15 protein-coding genes, 1 other RNA gene, 1 pseudogene and 2 riboswitches are annotated in these 17,613 nt (G+C 41.9%); of the genes and pseudogenes, 14 read left to right on the top strand and 3 right to left on the bottom strand.

What is annotated here, in order from left to right; genetic code table 11:
* Window positions 1-68 precede the first annotated feature (68 nt).
* The 7 genes from ACH0BF_RS11880 to ssrA all read left to right on the top strand — a co-directional run bounded on the left by ACH0BF_RS11880 (window position 69) and on the right by ssrA (window position 8,153).
* Window positions 69-1,430 carry an APC family permease gene (locus ACH0BF_RS11880; protein ID WP_406909415.1) on the top strand — a complete coding sequence of 454 codons (1,362 nt, stop codon included), beginning with the start codon at window positions 69-71 and terminating at the stop codon, window positions 1,428-1,430.
* Window positions 1,431-1,472: 42 nt separating this feature from the next.
* Window positions 1,473-3,110: an amidohydrolase gene (locus ACH0BF_RS11875; protein WP_340852398.1), complete on the top strand. Its 1,638-nt coding sequence runs from the start codon at window positions 1,473-1,475 to the stop codon at window positions 3,108-3,110.
* Window positions 3,111-3,242: 132 nt separating this feature from the next.
* Complete coding sequence (locus ACH0BF_RS11870) at window positions 3,243-3,821, top strand: TetR/AcrR family transcriptional regulator (RefSeq protein ID WP_340852399.1); 579 nt, start codon at window positions 3,243-3,245, stop codon at window positions 3,819-3,821.
* Window positions 3,822-4,070: 249 nt separating this feature from the next.
* Window positions 4,071-4,817: an alpha/beta hydrolase gene (locus ACH0BF_RS11865; RefSeq protein ID WP_120034644.1), complete on the top strand. Its 747-nt coding sequence runs from the start codon at window positions 4,071-4,073 to the stop codon at window positions 4,815-4,817.
* A gap of 24 nt (window positions 4,818-4,841) precedes the next feature.
* Entirely contained in the window at window positions 4,842-7,184 is a 2,343-nt protein-coding gene (gene rnr / locus ACH0BF_RS11860; protein WP_340852402.1) for a ribonuclease R, read from the top strand.
* Between the two features lie 59 nt (window positions 7,185-7,243).
* Window positions 7,244-7,711 carry an SsrA-binding protein SmpB gene (gene smpB, locus ACH0BF_RS11855; RefSeq protein ID WP_120034639.1) on the top strand — a complete coding sequence of 156 codons (468 nt, stop codon included), beginning with the start codon at window positions 7,244-7,246 and terminating at the stop codon, window positions 7,709-7,711.
* 100 nt (window positions 7,712-7,811) lie between these two features.
* Window positions 7,812-8,153, top strand: a transfer-messenger RNA (tmRNA) gene (ssrA, locus tag ACH0BF_RS11850).
* A gap of 407 nt (window positions 8,154-8,560) precedes the next feature.
* On the opposite strand, the gene ACH0BF_RS11845 is transcribed toward ssrA, so the two are convergent.
* Window positions 8,561-8,968, bottom strand: coding sequence for an LAGLIDADG family homing endonuclease (locus ACH0BF_RS11845; RefSeq protein ID WP_340852405.1), 408 nt, complete (start codon window positions 8,966-8,968; stop codon window positions 8,561-8,563).
* A 194-nt stretch (window positions 8,969-9,162) separates the two neighbouring features.
* Window positions 9,163-9,513, bottom strand: a complete 351-nt coding sequence (locus ACH0BF_RS11840) for a winged helix-turn-helix transcriptional regulator (protein WP_340852407.1) — start codon at window positions 9,511-9,513, stop codon at window positions 9,163-9,165.
* Window positions 9,514-9,632: 119 nt separating this feature from the next.
* Between ACH0BF_RS11840 and ACH0BF_RS11835 the strand changes: the two genes are divergently transcribed.
* The 7 genes and pseudogenes from ACH0BF_RS11835 to brnQ all read left to right on the top strand — a co-directional run bounded on the left by ACH0BF_RS11835 (window position 9,633) and on the right by brnQ (window position 16,658).
* Complete coding sequence (locus tag ACH0BF_RS11835) at window positions 9,633-10,259, top strand: nitroreductase family protein (RefSeq protein WP_340852410.1); 627 nt, start codon at window positions 9,633-9,635, stop codon at window positions 10,257-10,259.
* Between the two features lie 140 nt (window positions 10,260-10,399).
* Window positions 10,400-10,500: riboswitch (glycine riboswitch) on the top strand.
* A gap of 3 nt (window positions 10,501-10,503) precedes the next feature.
* Window positions 10,504-10,587, top strand: a riboswitch (glycine riboswitch).
* A 108-nt stretch (window positions 10,588-10,695) separates the two neighbouring features.
* Window positions 10,696-11,945: pseudogene (gene glyA / locus ACH0BF_RS11830) on the top strand (serine hydroxymethyltransferase).
* 15 nt (window positions 11,946-11,960) lie between these two features.
* Window positions 11,961-12,479 carry a serine dehydratase beta chain gene (locus ACH0BF_RS11825; protein ID WP_120034633.1) on the top strand — a complete coding sequence of 173 codons (519 nt, stop codon included), beginning with the start codon at window positions 11,961-11,963 and terminating at the stop codon, window positions 12,477-12,479.
* A complete protein-coding gene (gene sdaAA / locus ACH0BF_RS11820) occupies window positions 12,479-13,360 on the top strand; it encodes an L-serine ammonia-lyase, iron-sulfur-dependent, subunit alpha (protein WP_120034631.1) in 882 nt (293 codons plus the stop codon). Before ACH0BF_RS11825 ends, sdaAA begins: the two co-directional genes overlap by 1 nt.
* 307 nt (window positions 13,361-13,667) lie before the next feature.
* Window positions 13,668-14,063 (top strand): glycine cleavage system protein GcvH, encoded by a 396-nt coding sequence (gene gcvH / locus ACH0BF_RS11815; RefSeq protein WP_340852414.1) that lies wholly within the window; start codon window positions 13,668-13,670, stop codon window positions 14,061-14,063.
* A 375-nt stretch (window positions 14,064-14,438) separates the two neighbouring features.
* Window positions 14,439-14,912, top strand: a complete 474-nt coding sequence (locus ACH0BF_RS11810; RefSeq protein WP_259455608.1) for a CarD family transcriptional regulator — start codon at window positions 14,439-14,441, stop codon at window positions 14,910-14,912.
* A 390-nt stretch (window positions 14,913-15,302) separates the two neighbouring features.
* Complete coding sequence (gene brnQ, locus ACH0BF_RS11805) at window positions 15,303-16,658, top strand: branched-chain amino acid transport system II carrier protein (RefSeq protein WP_340852418.1); 1,356 nt, start codon at window positions 15,303-15,305, stop codon at window positions 16,656-16,658.
* Between the two features lie 43 nt (window positions 16,659-16,701).
* Here brnQ and ACH0BF_RS11800 read toward each other — a convergent pair whose 3' ends face one another.
* Window positions 16,702-17,364 (bottom strand): GntR family transcriptional regulator, encoded by a 663-nt coding sequence (locus ACH0BF_RS11800; protein ID WP_340852419.1) that lies wholly within the window; start codon window positions 17,362-17,364, stop codon window positions 16,702-16,704.
* Between the last annotated feature and the right edge of the window lie 249 nt (window positions 17,365-17,613).

Below are 17,613 nucleotides of genomic sequence, written 5' to 3'. Positions count from 1 at the left end.
CGAAAGAAACACACGTAAAAAAATAGGTAGCTCCTCAAATTGTATTCATAGGGAGGAAAGGCTTCACCATGAATAGGTCTCCAGCATTGAAACGCTCGCTCACGTTGCGCCATGTAATTTTATTTGGGATTGCTTTTATGGCTCCGATTACTGTTTTTACAACATACGGCATTGCCATTAAAAGCACACACGGAATGATACCAGTTGCTTATATGATTGCCTTGATTGTCATGATGTTTACTGCATATAGTTACGGAAAGATGGCTCAGGAATTTCCGATCACAGGGTCAGCTTATACGTTTGTGCAAAAAGGAATCAATCCATCACTTGGTTTTCTTGTGGGATGGGTGATTTTGCTGGATTACCTATTCAGCCCTATGATCAGTGCCTTGCTTTTTGGAATCTTTGTGAATGCTTACTTGCCGGTTCTTCCTATCGGCGTATGCATTCTTTCTTTCATCGTAATTGTAACCGCTATCAATATTTTTGGGATTAAGATTGCGGCGAATGTAAATGCACTCCTTGTCTTTTTTCAAATTCTTTTTATCGTGGCTTTTTGTCTTTTATGTATAAAGGGACTTTTAGAAGGAAAAGGAAGCGGAGAGCTTTTCACATCTGCTCCATTTTTTGATCCAGAAGTTAAATTTGCAAGTTTATTAGCGGTTGTTCCTCTTCTTTGTTTTAGTTTTCTAGGCTTTGATGCCATAACCACTTTAGCGGAAGAAACAAAAGATCCAAAAAGAGTCATGCCCAAGGCGATTTATGGGATTGTCTTGATAGGTGGAGCATTGTTCGTTGCTTCTACTTATTTTGCCCAGTCTATCTTCCCGAACTTCAGTACATTTAAAGATCCTGAATCAGCTGCTGTTGAGATTTTTATGTACGCCGGGGGAAATTTCTTAAATGCTTTCTTTCTCTCTGTAACTGTAACAGCAAGTATTGCTTCAGCCGTCGCCTCCGGCGGCAGCGGAGCGCGTATCCTATATGCAATGGGAAGGGAAAACATCCTTCCAAACAAGATATTCGGTCACCTTTCAGCCAAGTTCCAGACACCTGTTTATAATATATTAATTATTGCTGCTATTGCGACGAGCGCTCTGTTTTTGAGTATAGAGACAGCTACTTCCTTTATTAATTTTGGTGCCTTGTTCGCTTTTACTTTCGTGAATCTTTCAGTGTTTGTCCATTACTTTATTAAAAAGAAACAACGTTCAATAAAAGGTCTATTGCTATATATGCTTATCCCGTTAATGGGCGCCGGCACGACGGCTTTATTTTGGACGAAGCTAGACATTCATTCCATGACTTTGGGGAGTGTTTGGCTGCTCATCGGGCTCGGTTATCTTCTACATCTAACGAAAATGTTCAAGCAGCGTCCGCCTGAATTACACTTTGAGGAAACAGAATATGAAATGAGAATAGTCGAATAAGTAATTGCTAGATTTATAACTTACAAAAGAAAAGGGGACATTATGTTGAATAAGCAAAAAGAAGCGGATATTGTTCTTAGCAGTGAGGCTATATTTACAGGGCTTGAAAGCAACCCGCAGCCAGGGGCGATTGCCATTATTAATAATAAAATTGTAGCAGTCGGTTCGAAAGAAGAGCTGCGTCCATTTATTGGAGCAAACACAAAGGTGCTTGACTATGGAAGCCAATTAATTATGCCTGGTTTTCATGATTTTCATTTGCATGCGATGATGGGAAGTCTTGCATTGCAATGTGTGAACCTTTTTGATGCGCGCTCGGAAGAGGAAGCGGTCGAAATGGTACGGCAGTATGCAGAACAGCATCCGGATGAACCTTGGATTATTGGTTTTATGTGGGATTCTAGTTATTGGGAGGACAAAAGGCTGCCGAGCCGTTTCTCCCTGGATCGGGTATTCCCGGACCGGCCAGTTGTATTATTTCATGCGGAGGGCCATTACTCATGGGTAAACAGCAAAGCATTGGAGGTTGCCAATATTAATAAGGATACGAAAAATCCTTCTTACGGAACCGTTGAAAAAGATGATAATGGGGAACCGACGGGCATATTAATTGAAGAAGCTTCTTCATTGGTAACGGAATATGCCTATGATCTTCCGAAAAATAAAAAAGCTAGTTTATTTAGAAATTTTCTTAAAGAAGCAGCTAGTTACGGGGTTACGTCCATCAATAATTTGTATGGAACAGAAACATTGAGCAAGCTGGATGATTTTGAACTGTTCCGGGAATTTGAAGAGAATGACGAACTAACTGTACGCATGCATCTTTTTCCACAGCTTGATGGCAACATTGCGCATGCGAAACAACTGAGGGAAAAATATCAGTCAGCCAAATTACGGGTTGCTGGATTAAAGCAGTTCATTGATGGGGTAGTGACGAGCCGGACGGCTTACATGCTCCAGCCTTACGCGGATCAGCCGGACACTTGTGGACATGCAGCTTTCTCTTCAGACCAAATAAAAGATTGGGTCATCGAGGCGGATAAAGAGGAATTTAGCATTCGTTTTCATGCTATTGGGGATGGGGCTATCCGTTTAGCTCTAGATACGTTCGAAGAAGCACAAAAAGTGAATGGAGCAAGGGATTCCCGCCATGCGATTGAACATATAGAAGTCATTGACAGAAATGACGTTTCCCGCTTTTCTTCATTAGGAGTAATCGCTTCTATGCAGCCGGATCACATGGCTTTATCTGAGCGTGGGGTCTATACGGAACGAATTGGCAAAGAGCGAGAGAAGGATGTTTTCATTATTAATACGCTGCAAAAATCAGGAGCACAGCTTGCTTTAGGAACTGACTTTCCGATTGATTCCTTAAATCCCATGTTGCAAATATATCGGGCTGTGTCGAGAATTGACAGCGGTGGAAAAAATGTATGGAATCCTGATGAGCGGATTACTGTATCTGAAGCTCTGCGTGCATATACGTACGGTTCAGCATTTGGCACATTTAGAGAGCATGAATTAGGAACGCTTGAAGCGGGAAAGCTGGCTGATATTGCCATTCTGGACAGAAATATTTTTGATGTGCCTGTAGAAGAAATTCTTGATACGAAAGTGGAAATGACGATCATTGACGGAGAAATTGTTTACTCTAAACAAGAACAACCATCTTTCAATTAAAAAAGGCCTGTCTTTAGTTCGATTGACTAAGGGCAGGGCTTTTTTAGTTAAATTATTAAGGAAACACTTAGACTAAACAGTGAGAATCGTTTATCATTTTGTTAATGAAAGAAAAGGATTCGGAGGCTGCCAATGACAAAAGACAAAATTATCGCTATAGCGATTGCGCTGTTTGCTAAGAACGGATATGAAGGCACGACCTTAGCAGAGATTGCCAAGGGAGTGGGAATTCAAAAGCCGTCCATCTATAACCACTTTAAAAATAAAGAAGAGATATTTTTAACGATTTATAAGAAAATTTTGTGGAGTCATATTGAGGATGTAAGGCGGCTGATGGAGCGTATAAAAGGAGAGACGTCTGAAGAACAACTGAGACAAATTATGCTGTTAACGGCGCAAGATTACATAGATGATGAGGAAAAAACTACTTTTTTGAGAAGAGCAGTAGTCTTTCCGCCAGAGTCACTGAAAGAGCTTGTAAATGAAGAGTTTTTGTTATCGGAGGAAGCCTTGTCCGCTATTTTGCGCTCAATTTTCATACAAGGAATAGAAGCGAAAGAAATTCGTGAAGAAAACATAGAAGATTTAATCATTGCTTATTATTGTTTGCTTGATGGCATTTTCATTGAGCTGTCTTTTTACGGAGCAGAAAAGATGGTCCCAAGACTCCAAAATATATGGAAGATTTTTTGGGCCGGTATAAGCAATTAAAGAGCTCTCTTTCCATAGATGATTCATAGGAACATACGTGATGAACAGCGGCCTTTTCCCTGTATTCCACCGGGAAAAGGCCGTTGAATTTTCTTGGGAACACTAGATCCTTGCGTCTTTTTAGAGAGAAGAAGCTTTTTTTATTGAAATGAGACAGGCCTCACGCTGGTTTCTAAGGGCATTATTTCGTAAAATGATAATGAATGTCTGTGGAACGGTTCATACTAGAGAAAAGGGGTTTTTTGAATTATGAAATTACGTTTGCCGAAACCATTTACGTTTGAAGCTGGAAAGCGGGCGGTGCTTTTGCTTCATGGGTTCACGGGGAACTCTTCCGACGTGCGAATGCTCGGGCGCTTTTTGCAAAAGAAGGGATATACATCGCATGCTCCGCATTATAAAGGGCATGGGGTTCCGCCGGAGGAGCTTGTTCATACTGGTCCGCAAGACTGGTGGCAGGATGTGATGGATGGCTATGAGCATCTAAAAAATCTTGGCTATGAGGAAATTGCTGTGGCTGGCTTGTCCCTCGGCGGGGTATTTTCTTTAAAGCTCGGCTATACTGTTCCTGTGAAAGGAATTGTGACGATGTGCGCGCCGATGTACATTAAAAGTGAAGAAGTGATGTACCAGGGGGTTTTAGATTACGCCCGCCAATTTAAGAAGTTTGAAGGGAAATCGGAAGAGGTAATTGAACAAGAAATAGAGGCGTTCAAAAAAACACCGATGAACACGTTAAAAGCACTGCAAAATCTCATTTCGGATGTGCGTGATCATATCGATATGATTTATGCGCCCGCCTTCGTCGTTCAGGCTCGCCACGATGAGATGATTAATCCGGAAAGTGCCAACATCATTTACGATGAAATTGAGTCAACAATGAAGGAAATAAAGTGGTATGAAGAGTCAGGCCATGTGATTACCATTGATAAAGAAAAAGAACAGCTGCACGAGGATATTTACGACTTCCTGGAAAAGCTGAACTGGAACGACTAATACAAAATGTAAGGAGGGACTGCTATGGATCAGCAAAATGAGCTTGTTGACAGATTATTGACATATATGAAGGAAGAGTCCTACAAGCCGCTCACTGTTAAAGAGCTGGAAGAGATGATGCAAATTGAAGATTCTGCTGAGTTTAAAGATTTTGTGAAGGCTCTTGTATATATGGAAGAAAAGGGATTGGTCGTTCGGACCAGAGCGAATCGCTACGGGCTTCCTGAAAAAATGAATTTAGTACGCGGTAAAATTTCCGGACATTCAAAAGGCTTTGCTTTTTTAGTGCCCGAAGAACAAGGAATGGACGATATATTTATTCCACCACATGAAACAAATGGCGCATTAAATGGCGACATTGCGCTTGTGAGGGTGACTTCGGAAACGAGCGGATCACGACGAGAAGGGACGGTTGTCCGCATTCTTGAGCGTGGAAAAACAGAGATTGTTGGTACATACACTGACAGTAAGCATTTTGGTTTTGTCATCCCCGATGATAAAAAGTTTGCGAGTGATATTTTCATTCCGAAGGAGGCTGCTCACGGGGCAATTGAGGGCCACAAAGTGGTTGTGAAAATTACTTCTTATCCGGATGGGCGTAAAAGTGCTGAAGGGGAAGTCATACAGATTCTTGGCCACAAAAATGACCCGGGTGTAGATATTATTTCAATTATTTATAAGCATGGCTTGCCACAGGAATTCCCTGAGGAAGTGATGGAACAGGCAAATGCTGTACCGGAAACAATTAGCGAAAAAGAAATAGAAGGCCGACGGGATTTGCGCGAAGAAACGATTGTCACAATTGACGGCGCCGATGCGAAAGATTTAGACGATGCCGTGACTGTGACAAAGCTCGATAATGGAAACTATAAGCTCGGCGTTCATATTGCTGATGTCAGTTATTATGTGACAGAAGGTTCTCCCATCGATGAGGAGGCGTATGAGCGAGGTACGAGTGTTTACCTCGTTGACCGCGTCATCCCAATGATCCCACATCGTCTTTCTAATGGTATTTGCTCATTGAACCCAAAAGTGGACCGGCTGACACTCTCGTGTGAGATGGAGATTAACTCATCCGGCGAAGTCGTAAGCCACGAAATTTTCCAAAGTGTGATTAAGACAACTGAGCGAATGACGTATAGTGATGTAAATGATATTCTTGTTGATAAAGATGAAGAACTGCGGTCGAAGTATGCACCGCTTGTACCATTATTTGAAGACATGGAAGAGCTGGCGGCTATCTTGCATAAGAAGCGGGAGAAGCGTGGTGCCATTGATTTTGACTTTAAAGAATCGAAAGTCATTGTTGATGAAGACGGCAAGCCGGTGGATGTCGTGCTGCGTGAGCGGTCTGTTGCCGAGCGGTTAATTGAAGAATTCATGCTGGCAGCGAATGAAACAGTAGCCGAACATTTTCATTGGATGGATGTACCGTTCATTTATCGGATCCATGAAGATCCGAAAGAAGATAAGCTGCAGCGTTTCTTTGAATTCATTACGAACTTCGGATTAGTTGTCAAAGGCACGTCTAACTCTGTACATCCGCGCGCTTTGCAGGAGGTGCTTGAGGCGATCCAAGGCAAACCGGAAGAAGTAATCATTTCTACCGTTATGCTTCGTTCCATGCAGCAGGCGAAATACTATGATGAAAGCCTAGGGCATTTTGGATTGTCGACAGATTATTATACGCACTTCACTTCACCCATTCGACGTTATCCGGATTTAATTGTGCACCGTCTAATCCGTACGTATTTAATTGAGAAGCAGGTGGATCCGGCTACTCAGGCAAAGTGGGAAGCACGCCTGCCGGAAATTGCCGAACATACATCGAACATGGAGCGCCGGGCTGTGGATGCCGAACGTGACACAGATGAACTGAAAAAAGCAGAATTCATGCTGGATAAAATTGGGGAAGAATTTGACGGCATTATTAGTTCTGTCACCAACTTCGGGATGTTTGTTGAGTTGGAAAACACCATCGAAGGCTTGATCCATGTCTCTTATATGACGGATGATTACTATCGCTATGATGAACAGCAATTTGCTATGATTGGTGAGCGGACGGGAAATGTTTTCCGCATCGGCGATCAAATTACCGTCAGAGTGAGAGATGTAAATAAGGACGAACAATCCATTGACTTTGAGATTGTTGGCATGAAAAATATAAGAAAACGTCCTGCTGTTCAGACAAAAACGATTAATGGAAAATCACAAAGCAAAAAAGCAAGCGGCCCGCAAGGCAACAGCGATGAAGGAGCGGGCGGCGAATGGACGAATCAGCCGCCAAACAAAAAGAAAAAACGCGGTAAATATTATGAAGGCGTAGCAAAAAAACAAGCGAAGAAAAGACGCCGGAATAAAGGATAACAGGCACCCGGCAGCTTCCAGGCTGCCGGGTCGGACTGAATAACGGAAGGTGAAGAAAAATGCCAAAGGGAGAAGGAAAAGTAGTTGCGCAAAATAAAAAAGCGCGCCATGATTTTTTTATCGAAGAAACGTTTGAAGCGGGGATCGTACTTCAAGGAACGGAAATTAAGTCAATCCGTGCTGGAAGAGTAAATTTAAAAGACGCGTTTGCCCGCATTCAAAAAGGGGAAGTGTTTGTATATAACATGCATATCAGTCCCTATGAGCAGGGAAACCGCTATAATCATGACCCGCTCAGAACGAGAAAGCTGTTATTGCACCGCAAACAGATTGATAAGCTCATTGGGGAAACAAAGGAAGCGGGTTATTCAATTGTCCCGCTGAAAATGTATTTAAAAGACGGTTACGCCAAGCTGCTAATCGGTTTGGCTAAAGGGAAGAAGAAGTTTGACAAGCGGGAAGACTTGAAGAAGAAAGAAGCGAAGCGCGATGTAGAGCGCGCGTTTAGAGAGCGGCAGAAAGGGTAAAGAGCGAACAATTGTTGCTTTTTCTATGAAAAATGGTATAATAAGAACTGTAGCTGAGCTTCGGACATTTGGTCCGGTTCCTATTTTATAATGGGGACGTTACGGATTCGACAGGGATAGTTCGAGCTTGGGCTGCGAGCCGAGGGGATCGTCCTCGTAAAAACGTCAAAGCCAATAATAACTGGCAAACAAAACAACAACCTCGCTTTCGCTGCTTAATAACAGCTGATAGCGGTTCCTCCCTCCATCGCCCATGTGGTAGGGTAAGGGACTCACTCTTAGTGGGCTACGCCGTAGTTCTCCGTCTGGGGACAAAGGAAGAGATCAATCAGGCTAGCTGTCCGGCCGCCCGTCGGTAGGCAAAAGGTACAGCGAAATCCGAATATATCGACTACGCTCGTAGACGTTCAAGTGCCGTTATCTTTGGACGTGGGTTCGATTAGAAAATAGTCGCCTTGTATGGTAACATACAAGTGAAAATTCGGCTTTATCGGTGAAACCTAAGTCATCGAATGATGATAAGGCAATGCCGAGCGGTATGTGGAGCAATCCAACAGCCGTGTATCGACTTATAGGCTGCCACTTAGTTGGAGGGCAGTACTAGGATGCGGGAAGCTACCTGGGGATCCAGGTAAATCTATTTTTCGCATAAGACGCCGAAGAGCCTGTCTTACTATGCAGGTTCAAGATATAGTCAGTGCCATGACGAAAGCATGGAAAAGCACGTCCCACCGTCTCCACCATACATGATTTGGTGGATATTACCTATTTAATTAAAAGACTTGCCAAACGTGGCAAGTCTTTTTGTGTTCATAAATAGGAAGGAAAGGTGGAGGTCTTTAACAGTTTTTATATGTTAAAAAATGACTCCTCAAATAATAATTTCGCTTTTAACATATCAGCTGTATATTTCCCATTTCGAGGTGTGACTCTGTTGTAGTGTTCCAATATCCATTTAGCTCGATTTCTTTTTTTATCTATTCTGAGATAAGGGGAAACTTCTTTTAAAATCATCAACACGCTCTCTTTGTTCTTTATAGACAAAGTATAAGAGTCCTTGTGAAGGCCAGGCTTATAATTTTTCTTATTACTAATGGCTCCGCCGGTCAGTGTTTGAATATAGAGAAGAAGCTCTTTATCCGACGAAGAAATTGTGATGCAAGGACGCCGATGTTCTCTTTGGTGCATTCTAGTTAGTGTGATAGAGCCTTCTCCATCTATAATCCCTGCTAAATAGCCCGCTTCCCAATCTTTCATGTCCTCTCCTCCTGAATTATTGTCATTCTTGAAAAATGGAAGCTTTGTGAAAGAAAAAACTTCGTCAAGTTGTTATGATCATCTACTTATATTGAAGCTTCAAAACATAGAACTGTTATGTCTATGAGTCTGTTTTTCTAAGGAAGGATAATAAACATTAAATTCTTATCTAGTTAATGACCCAGGTGTAGGGTTTAAATACGAGAAGCTTTACTAACCCAGCGCATAACAGCAGTAATGACATCTTCGAGTTCTTTGCCGATTGGGGTTAGTTCATAGATCACTTTTCTTGGGGAGGATTCAAATGTTTTCTTCACAACTAGTCTCTCATTTTCTAGCTCGCGCAGTCGTTCTGTAAGGAGCCGATCAGAAATGCCGGGGATTTCGTTTAATAATTCGTGATACCGTTTAGGGCCTTTCAGCAGTGTATAAATAATGACTCCCATCCAGCGCTTTCCGATGAACTCGATCGTGTGGTGAAAGTTATCGCAAATAGTGGTCTTATCTTTGTACTGAGAACAATTCAACTCATTTTGTTGGCTCATTCTATAACCTCAATGTTTTTATATAAATTTTAGCATATAGTATTTGACAAACCAAGCTTACTAATAGTAAGCTTGGTTTTGAACTTACTTAAAGTAAGTTCAATTAGGAGGGAAAGAAAGTGACAACAACTATGCAAAGTTTATCAGAAGTGATTCGCAATCGCCATTCTGTTAGAAAATATGATCCAACTTATAAAATTTCGAGAAATGAAATAGAAGAAATGCTGCAAGAAGCGATGCTAGCTCCTTCATCTAGCAACCTTCAGCCATGGCGCTTTATCGTTATTGATAATGAGGAGGTAAAGAAGGAACTAAGAGCCATTGCTTACAACCAAGAGCAAGTGGAGACATCTTCAGCTGTCATTGCTGTTCTAGGCGATGTAGAAATGTATAAAAATGTTGAAAAGGTATACCAAAGCAGCTATGAAGCTGGCTTTATGGATGAAGCGAGTATGAATAAACTGATTCAAAACACATATAATACGTATCCTAATGCGCCAGTTGAAGCAAGAGCCAATATTGCTTCATTTGATGCAGGGCTCGTCTCTATGCAGCTTATGCTTATTGCCAAAGCGAATGGTTATGATACGGTAACTATGGGCGGCTTTGATAAGCAGAAGTTTGCTGAGCGGTTTGATGTACCGGAACGCTACATTCCAATTGTTTTAATCGCTATTGGTAAAGCTGCTGCGCCTGCTCATAAAACGACTCGTCTTCCGCTGGAAGAAACAGTTCGTTTTATCTAACTAAATAGACGTTATTTAATAAAAGAGCATTTTCTGGTTTTTCAGAGTGCTCTTTTTATATTGCTTTTTCCTATCTTCATAAATTGAAAAAAGTGGTTGACAATTATAATTATTTTTAATATTCTAAACAAAAATAGCGGATGACGATTGTGGGAGAGCACGAGCAATAAGCCACCGAAGGAGCAAGTTCCAAAAAGACCCTTGGAGCTAATCTCTCAGGTAGAAGAACCACAATGGGACGCACCTCTGGAGAGCGCGTTTAGGTACGCCACCAAAGGGGAAGACTCTACGATCGATAAGAGTTAAACTCTCAGGTAAAAGGACAGAGAAGGGAAATGTTACCCTTTTCTGTCCTTTTTTGTGTGCAGAAAAAGGTAGCGAGAGATAAATGTACAGCACATGTTTAAAAGAGGAAATCTGAATAGGAGGCAAGGAAATGAGTTTGCAAAAAAATGATTTTACTATTTTTGAGGCGATTGAGAAAGAAAAGAGACGCCAGCATGAGACATTGGAATTGATTGCATCAGAAAACTTTGTCAGCCCGGATGTATTAGAAGCTATGGGAAGTGTAATGACGAATAAGTACGCGGAAGGATATCCGGGAAGGCGCTACTATGGGGGCTGTGAATTTGTCGATGTGGCGGAACGGGCAGCGATTGAACGTCTGACCAACCTATTTTGTGCTAAATATGCCAATGTGCAGCCTCACTCGGGGGCGCAGGCGAATCTCGCCGTCTTTTATGCACTGCTTCAGCCTGGCGATAAAATCATGGGCATGAATCTTTCGCATGGCGGACATTTAACTCACGGAAGCCCTGTGAGTATTTCTGGCAAATGGTTTGAGGTTGTTTCTTATGGAGTAAAGGAGGATACGCAATTAATTGATTACGATGAATTGGAGGAGATTGCCCATAAAGAAAAAACGAAATTGATCATTGCCGGGGCGAGTGCTTATCCGAGAACGATTGATTTTGCCCGCTTTAAAGAGATTGCCGATCAAGTGGACGCGAAATTGATGGTGGACATGGCGCATATCGCCGGGCTGGTGGCAGCAGGTCTTCACCCTTCTCCTGTTCCTTATGCAGATGTTGTGACAAGCACTACCCACAAAACATTGAGGGGGCCTCGGGGCGGCATTGTGTTAACGAACGACGAGGAAATCATTAAGGCTATTAACAAAGCAGTATTCCCAGGAATCCAGGGAGGCCCCCTTATGCACATTATTGCAGCAAAAGCGGTAGCTTTCAACGAAGCGGCGCAGCCGGACTTTAAAGAGTATGCCAAGCAAGTTATCCGAAACAGCCAGGCACTGGGCGAAGCGTTAAAGAGGGAAGGAGCTGCTCTTGTTTCCGGGGGGACAGATAACCACCTTGTCCTGCTGGATGTGCGTCCGTGGAGTCTGACTGGAAAAGAAGCAGAGCGTTTGCTTGAGGAAGCAGGTATTACCGTAAATAAGAACACGATTCCTTATGATCCGGAAGGCCCGTTTGTGACGAGCGGAGTGCGGATGGAACAGCTGCGTTAACTACGCGCGGCATGAAAGAAGAGCAAATGGAGAAAATTGCTCAGGTGATAGCCGCTGTGTTGAAAAACAAAGGGGAACCGGCGGTACTGGCACAGGCAAAAGAAACAACGGCCTCTATTTGCGAAGCTTATCCATTATTCCAACAGTCAGTCAACGTATAGGAAAGGAGCAACAAAATGGAATTTCAAAGCTGCTTTGACATTATCGGGCCTATTATGGTGGGGCCGTCAAGTTCTCACACCGCTGGCGTTGTATCGATTGGCAAATTTATTTATGAATGGTTGGGCGGGTGTCCTGAAGAGGCGGATATTGTCTTCTATGATTCCTTTGCTGAAACCTATCAAGGGCATGGAACGGATAAAGCACTGCTTGGCGGTTTACTTGGCATGGGGACGGATGACTCGGGCATTCGGGATGCTCTGAAGCGGGCCGGGGAGGTTGGCCTGGATTATACGATTGAGCCGCAAGGAAGCTGCTTATTTTTTGACCATCCGAACACGGCTATGGTTACAGCTAGACGGGGGAACCAGCTTGTAAAAGTAGGCGGTGCTTCTCTCGGAGGCGGGTTATCGAAAATCTTTATGATCAACGGCCGAATGGTCGATATTCGTTTGAGCACGAGCGATGATTTTTCGGTGCTGGCTAGAAACTATCAGATATATCGATTAAGAGAAGAAATTGCGAGGAATGCCTGATGGAGATCTTATCAATGAAACAGCTTCTGAAGTCTTGTGAAAAGGAGCAGAAAAGTATCGGTGAAGTGATGCTGCTGCTAGAAGAAAAGAAATCAGGCAAAAATCAACAAACGATTCTTCGCATGATGGAAGAACGGCTCATCAAAATGAAGGAAGCGGTCGACAGTGGAACAGAGGATTCCTCATCCGCGCCGAGCGGAATTTCCGGAGGAGATGCCGTAAAAATGCGAGATTACGTACGAGGAGGAAAAACGCTTACAGGCAGCTATATTAGTCAGGCAATGACTTTCTCACTGGCTACTTCGGAAAGCAATGCCAGAATGGGAGTCATTGTGGCTACGCCCACTGCCGGAGCAGCAGGCATTTTGCCAGGCGTGCTCTTTTCGCTTCATCACAATGACGGAACGCCCTTTAAGGAGTTGGTTATGGGACTGTTTACCGCCAGCATGCTCGGCTATGTGATTGCTAATCGTTCGTTTATTTCCGGGGCTGCTGGAGGATGCCAGGCGGAAGTGGGCTCGGCAGCCGCCATGGCTGCTGGCACCATCACTGAATTAAAGGGAGGCAGCCCAGAGCAAGCTGTGCATGCAACGGCGATAGCGATGAAGTCTCTCCTAGGATTGGTTTGTGATCCGGTGGCAGGGCTTGTTGAAGTGCCTTGTATTAAACGGAATGCGATCGGTACATCCATTGCTTTTTCGGCTGCAGACTTGGCTCTTGCAGGAGTAGAAAGCCGCATTCCATGTGATGAGGTAATTGAGGCAATGTACAAAGTGGGGAAAGATATGCCAAGAACATTAAGAGAAACGGCTCTTGGCGGTCTTGCTATGACTGAGACTGGTCAGAGGATAAAAGAACAGCTCTTCTGCAGTAAGAAATAAAGCAATTTATGGATGGGAAAGACGATTGCTATATAAAAGGGATATCAGTGTTTATTTATATAGAAGTAACGATGACAGAGAGCAGCTTGAATAAAAGTGTTGTCGGTGGGAGAAGAAATGACTATTGCTTGGGGGAGCGGTAGCCATTTACAGGAAGAAGCTCAGTAAAAAGGCAGTGACTGTTAGGATAAAGACACCGGCTTATAAGTGGGGTATAAACTGTTTTTTGATATATATGTTAGTTAAGTAGGACGCGATTGGATTTATAAAACAAAGAGAACGTTTGAGGGGAAAGGGAGAAGAACAGATGACAGAAGCAACAGCGAATTTACTATATAGCGAAGAACATGAATGGGTACTTCAATTAAGTGAAAACCGGGTAAGAATTGGTATTTCTGATTATGCCCAAAAGCAGTTAGGGGATATTGTATTTGTAGAAAATCCAGAGATGAATGACGAAGTAACGGCCAATGAATCTATGGGAACTATTGAATCTGTTAAGGCGGTGTCAGAATTATTTTCTCCTCTCTCAGGCACGGTTATGACTGTTAATGAACGGTTAGAGGACAATCCTGAATTAATTAACGAGCAGCCTTATAAAGAGGGCTGGTTGATCGAAGTGGAGATGTCTAATCCGGAAGAACTGAAGGTGCTGCTAAGTGAAGGCGACTATGAAGCGTTTATTAATGAAGGAGAAAAATAAGGCCAGCAACGCTTGATAGAGAAAGAACTGGCAGCCAGGTATTAGAACTACTAAGAAAAACGATAAGAGAGAAGGCAAGGTGTGAATAGGTGATCCGAGAGCGCACAAGCCCAGGCGGCTGTTTCAAGTTGTAAGTATCATAGTCAATATTTACTGTCGCATGCAGGTTTCTTCCTGCATGCGTTTTATGTTCTCAAGGTTACAAAGGATGAATTAAATGTTGACGATAAAAATCTTCATAAGTACAAGAATTTTGGTTTATATACAAGAAAAAGAATATTGATTATTTTAAATATTCGTGATATATTTAAAAATTTGAATAAAAATATTGTTGTGATAACATAGTAGTTGTAAATGTGAATGGAGGTGGAGGATTTGTTTCAAGTTGGCGACAAGGTTTTTTATCCAATGTATGGAGCAGGGGTGATCGAAGCCATAGAAGAACGAGAAATCCAAGGGAAAACACAAGAGTACTGTGTTATTGCCATTCCTCTTAGTAAGATGGATGTCATGATTCCTGTAAAGGTGATCAAGAAATCACGAATCCGTTCGATTACTAGCAGAAAAGTAGCAAAAGAGATATTATCCGACTTTGATAATAAGGTATCTGATTGTTCGCTTTCGTGGAAGGAAAGGTTAAAAAAGAATACGGAAAAAATGAAGACAGGAGAAATGCAGGACACAGCTGAAGTAGTTCGAGACTTGCTTCATTATGAACGGGAAAAAGCGCTTAACTCTGTTGAAAAGCAGTTGCTTGACCGTGCCAAGCGTATTCTAATTAGTGAATTAATCATGATAAAAGATATTACGGAAAATGAAGCGGCAGAGTTGCTGAAACTCACAAGTTGACGTAAAAGGGAAATGATTTTTCAAGCGTGATGGTCTGAAACATCTTGATTTAGAGCGTCCTGAATTTTTAGGATGCTTTTTACACTGATAAAATATTTAAAAGATTAATATTGAAGAAAAAAGTTAAAGATTCTTTGCTGACATCTAGAATAATGTTATCTCAATATGGATCTACCAAGGAAGGATCAGCTTATATCAAGAGTGAGAGAAGGTATCGCCCTTTTTATAGAAAGCGCTTTAACTATTTTTAAATCTTCAAAATATTTTACAATAATATATTGAAATTACAGAGCAATAGAAGTAATATAGTTCTAGCGATATATTGCATACTTCGAATAGGATCTTTATTGAGCGAAAATAGATTTTGTAATTTAGAAAGGAATAAACTATATGAAGTCGAAATTATCATTTTCAGCTTATCTTGCAATTGGAGTTATGTTGTTTGCACTATTTTTTGGAGCGGGTAATCTTATTTTTCCAGCGCAGCTTGGCCAAAATGCCGGCACGAACGTTTGGCCAGCGGTTATTGGCTTTTTAACAACTGGAGTAGGGCTGCCGTTTCTCGGAATTTTAGCGATGGGCTTCTCGGGCAGTTCTAATCTTCAAGAACTGGCAAGTCGTGTCCATCCGATATACGCAGTTATTTTCACTTCGCTTCTTTATTTAACGATCGGACCATTTTTCGCCACTCCGCGTACAGGTACAGTCGCTTACGATATCGGTATATCTCCGTTTGTAGGTGAGGGCTCTGCACAAGTAGGGTTATTGATTTTTACTCTAGTGTTCTTTGGTGTTACGATGTGGCTGTCATTAAACCCTTCAAAGATTGTTGACCGGGTTGGAAAGATTCTATCACCAGCACTGATTATACTGCTCTTGATCTTATTAATTACTGTTATTGCTAAACCTATGGGATCTATTGAGGCTCCTCAGGAAATGTATGCAAACGGGGCATTTGTGAAAGGTTTCTTAGAAGGATACAACACAATGGATGCGCTCGCTTCGCTTGTCTTCGGAATTATTGTTATTAATGCGATTCGCTCCATGGGTGTGACATCCAAAGGAGAGGTATTATCCGCAACAATTAAAGCGGGGACTGTGGCAATCTTTTTCCTTGCTATCATCTATGTAGGTATTGCTTATTTAGGTGCTACAAGCACAGAGAAATTCGGAGTTTTTGATACGGGGGGCCCTGTTCTTAACAGCGCAGCTTCTTATTATTTTGGAAGCTTCGGAACAGTGATGCTGTCAGTGATCATTATACTGGCATGTTTAACAACAAGTATTGGGTTAATTACAGCGTGTGGTGAGTACTTCCATACTTTGTTCCCGAAAGTAAGCTATAAAAAGTTTGTTGTTTTCTTTTCATTGTTCTCATTTATCATTGCGAACTTTGGGTTATCCAACATTATTATGTACTCAATTCCAGTCTTAATGTTCCTGTATCCGCTGGCTATTACTTTAATGTTGTTAACATTCTTATCGCCATTGTTTAATCATTCACGGGTTGTTTATGTAGCAGCCACAATAGTAGCATTGCTAATCAGTACAATCGATGGCCTCAAAACATTCTGTGATTCATTCAGCATTCCATACTTTAATTGGATGAAAGCGGTAGTGTCATTTTACGAGCAAGTATTGCCGTTATACGGCCAGGGACTTGGCTGGTTGTTGCCAGTTTTAATCGTAATCGTCATTACAGGAGTGATTGTCCGTCTTCAAAAGTTATCAACTGTTGAAGCTTAATAAAAGCCGGCTCCCTCTCTTGAGAGGGAGCCGGCTTTTATGTTTATAGTGATTTGAGCGAGCGAAATTCTTCGATCGAACGAAGCCAGTTCTTCCTCATGCTTGCCGCAGCCCCTGTAGCATCCCGATCCTTTAAGTGTTTAATGATCGCTGCATGTTCTTCTATCGTCTTTTCCGTTAAAACAAGCGAACTGTGAAAAAATAATCTCCGAACATGTGATTGTAAAGATGGAATCATTTTAAGAAGATAAGGGTTATTGGCTGTATCGACAATAATTTGGTGAAACTCTTCATCAATTTTTAGAGCACCAAAGTAATTTTTTGAACGTACAGCCTCAGCTAATTGTTCATTTGTCATTTCTAGCAGCAGGGTTGCTTCATCTGTTAAATGGGGGACAGCCAGTTCAGCTGCCAATGCTTGTAATGCTGCTAAGGGTGGGAGGATATCTTTCATTGATTCTTCTTCCACTCTTGTCACTTGTGTTGATTTACCTGGGTACATTTCTACAAATCCTTGTGCTTCAAGAAGCTGCAGCGATTCACGAATTGGAGTTCTGCTGACACCTAAAGCCTCAGCAAGCTCTTTGTCATTCAATTTTTCGCCCGGACGCAAGGTGCCGTCAATAATCCATTGTAGCAGCTGGCTGAATGCGCTTTCTTTTGCTGATTTTCTTACCAGCTTTGAATGATCAGTAGGTATTGGCACTGGAATTCACCATCCTGCATAAATTCTATATTTTCTCTATATATTATACAGGTAAACTACCTGGATAGGAATATGCAATATATTAATCTCTTATTTTATAAGGTAAACCGGTAAGAAACCTACCGTCAGGTAAATTTTTCCTAATGATAATTATTATGGAATAAATAGATTTTAGTTTTATGAACAAACGGAAAAGTCAATAGTAATATATATAAAAGATGTGTCTAAATTAGAAAAAATTATTGACAA

This window comes from Pseudobacillus sp. 179-B 2D1 NHS, from assembly GCF_045370945.1.
Taxonomy (GTDB): Bacteria; Bacillota; Bacilli; order Bacillales; family Domibacillaceae; genus Pseudobacillus.
This window is presented reverse-complemented; position numbering and strand designations above follow the sequence as displayed.